The organism is Mycobacterium sp. (assembly GCF_044342925.1).
Taxonomy (GTDB): Bacteria; Actinomycetota; Actinomycetes; order Mycobacteriales; family Mycobacteriaceae; genus Mycobacterium.
The window spans coordinates 1-2,816 of the sequence record NZ_JBIIOV010000256.1; the positions used below are offsets into that span (position 1 = coordinate 1).

Here is a 2,816-nt window from a genome sequence, read left to right on the forward strand (position 1 = left end):
ACGCCCACGCTGTGGCCGAGCTGGAGTCCGCAGCCTCCGACGGCTCGCTGATGCGGGGCGAGGTGCTGGCCCGCTGGCAGGAATTCGTGGGCACCGGACAGCTGCTCAAGCGACTCGAGGAAGGCGTCGGCCGGCTGCGGGACAAGATCAGCGCGGCCGTCCGCGGCGAGCCCACCCCGCCCGAGCGGGTCGCCGAGGCCATCGAATCCGGACTGGCCAGCCTGCTCGTCGACTCGGCGAACGAGGCGTCACGGCGCGCCGAACTCACCTGGCGCCAGGATGACGCGGGGCGTGCACTGCTCGGCGGCTCGGACCTGGCGCGGGCGTCCGCCGACCTTCCCGACCGGGCCGCGGCTCTGGTTCGGTCCTGGCAGGACGATCTGCTGGACATGATTCGCACCGAAGGCGCCGACAAGCGCCAGACCGCGCGGGCAATGGCCTACGGCCTCAATGCGGTGACCCTGGCGTTGATGGTGGTGGTGTTCTCAGCGACCGGCGGACTGACCGGCACCGAGATCGGCATCGCCGGCGCGTCCACCGTGCTGGCGCAGAAATTGCTCGAAGCGGTGTTCGGCGAGGACGGGGTGCGCCGCATGTCGAAAATCGCGATGAGCAAACTCAACGACCGCGTCGAGGGACTGATGGACGAGGAGAAGAGCCGCTTCCTGTCCCGCCTGGACGCCCTCGAACTCGACGCGGAGTTGCCGGCCCGGCTGCAGGCGGCCACCCGCCAGGTGCAGCTGGCCCGGCACGGCGAGGACGCCGAGGCCGTGTTGCCCGCCAGCCCCCCGGCGCCGGGCGAGGAGGGCGCACCCCGGCGGAAATGGCGCGAGACGCTGCGCGATTGGTGGAACGGCTGATGATGAAAGACCTTCTGGCACGGCTTAATCCGCTGCGCACCGAGGTTCTGTCCCCGGTCGACGGGGCGGCCCTGGACCGTCGCCTGGCCGGCCTGGCCCAGGCGGCCGACGTCGGTGAGGGCCGGCTGCCCGCCCCCGCTATCGCCCAGGCCCGCACGGTGGCCGACCGCGCTCAGGCGCGCCGCGGGCTCTCCGAGCAGCTCACCGTGGTGGCGTTCGCCGGCTCCACCGGTGCCGGAAAGAGCACCCTGTTCAACTCGATCGTCGGCGAGGAGGTGGCCAAGGCCGGCGTGCTGCGGCCCACCACGTCCGAGCCGCTGGCCGCGATCTGGCAGGAGACACCCGAGACCATCGCGCTGCTGGAATGGCTGGGCGTCACCCGGTGGCACGTCGCGCACGGCGGCGCGGAGTCGCTGACCGACCTGGTGCTGATCGACCTACCCGACCACGACTCCACCCAGGCCGCGCACCGCGCCCACGTCGACCACTTCGTCGAGCGGGTCGACCTGATGGTGTGGGTGCTCGATCCGCAGAAGTACGCCGACGCCCTGGTCCACGAGCAGTACCTGCGGCGCTTCTCCCGGCACGACGACGTCACAGTGGTGGTGCTCAACCAGGTGGACCGGCTGACCGTCGCCGACGCCAGTGCGTGCCTGGCCCACTTGCGGCGGCTGGTGGCCGAGGACGGATTGTCCGACGCCGTCGTGCTGGCCACCTCAACCCGCAGCGGTGAAGGGCTGGAGGGCTTGGCCGAGCGGATCCTGTCCGCCGTCGCCGGCCGGCGCACGGCGATCGCGAGGCTGGCCGCCGACGTCGCCACCGCCGCCGACGGACTGGCCCAGGCCGCCGACGACCCCGGCACTCCGGTGGCCGGCGCCCGTACCGCGGACCTGGGACGGCTGACCGATGCGCTGACCGAAGCCGCCGGCGCGCCCGTGATCGCGGCGGCCATCGAGAAGTCCAGTCAGCGCAAGGCGGTGCAGGCGGTGGGCTGGCCGCCGCTGAAATGGCTTGCGCGCCTGCGCAAGGACCCGGTCGAGCAGTTGCGGCTCGACCGCCCCGGCGTGGACCCGCGGCTGGTGCGTTCGTCGCTGCCGTCCAACGACCCGGTGGCCAAGGCGCGGGCCAACTCCGCGGTGCACGACTACGTCGACGCCGCCACCGCCGGGGCGCCGCGGGCGTGGGTGCAGAGCACCCGGGCGGTCGCCGATCACGCCTCTGCCGGCTTGGCCGACAACCTCGATCAGGCTGTGACCCGCGCTCCGCTGGTGCCGCCGCGCGACCCGCGGTGGTGGAGCGTGTTCGGGGTGCTGCAGTGGCTGCTGTTCGCCGTGGCCCTGGCCGGGGGACTGTGGCTGCTCGGGTTGGCCGGGTTGGCCTATATGCAGTTCAACGTGGCGCAGGCTCCCAATGTGGAGGGCTTCCCGCTGCCCACGCTGCTACTGATCGTCGGCCTGCTCGGCGGGGTGGTGCTGGCCGCCGTCGGCCGGGTGCTGGCCCGCACCAGTGCCAAACGTGCGGCGCGGGCGGCGCGGGCGGCGTTGCGCGCCGAGGTCGCGGTGGTGGCCGAACAGGAGATCGCCGAACCGGTGGCCGCCGAACTGGCCACCGTCGAGCAGTTCCGCGGGGCGCTGAGCAGCGCGCGCGGCGGCTGAGTTACTGCTCGAGCTGAACGACGGTGCGGGACTCCAGGTTCGGCAGGACCGTCTCGTTGAGGATCCGTTGATGCTCCGGGTGGTCGCGGTAGGCGGTGAAGTGCTCGCGGTCGTCGAAGGTTCCGACCACGGCGAAGTCGTAGGCGCCGGTACTCACGCCGGCGTCGGGACCGCAGATGTAACTGCGGACACCGTCGATGCCGGCGACCACGGTCTGCAGCGCCTCGGCCAGCGCTGACCCGTCGACCCCGGCGCCGTCCCGCCATTTGAAGTTGACGATGTGAATGAAGGCCATGGCTGC

At 72.2% G+C, this 2,816-nt stretch carries 2 protein-coding genes and 1 pseudogene; 2 read left to right on the plus strand and 1 reads right to left on the minus strand.

Annotated features, from left to right (window positions below):
• Together ADBZ6I_RS16965 and ADBZ6I_RS16970 are read left to right on the plus strand one after the other, a co-directional pair.
• Positions 1-860, plus strand: a pseudogene (locus tag ADBZ6I_RS16965) (hypothetical protein); the annotation flags it as partial.
• Positions 824-2,515, plus strand: a complete 1,692-nt coding sequence (locus ADBZ6I_RS16970; protein ID WP_526385917.1) for a GTPase family protein — start codon at positions 824-826, stop codon at positions 2,513-2,515. The pseudogene ADBZ6I_RS16965 and the gene ADBZ6I_RS16970, both read left to right, overlap by 37 nt.
• A gap of 1 nt (position 2,516) precedes the next feature.
• Here the strand turns inward: ADBZ6I_RS16970 and ADBZ6I_RS16975 are convergent.
• Positions 2,517-2,816, minus strand: a 300-nt coding sequence (locus ADBZ6I_RS16975; RefSeq protein ID WP_526385919.1) for a Dabb family protein, incomplete at its 5' end; no start/stop codon positions are given.

Excerpts from the sequence above, each read along its gene's own strand:
- ADBZ6I_RS16970 (WP_526385917.1), top strand. The coding sequence starts at position 824 with ATGGCGCGAGACGCTGCGCGATTGGTGGAACGGCTGATGATGAAAGAC.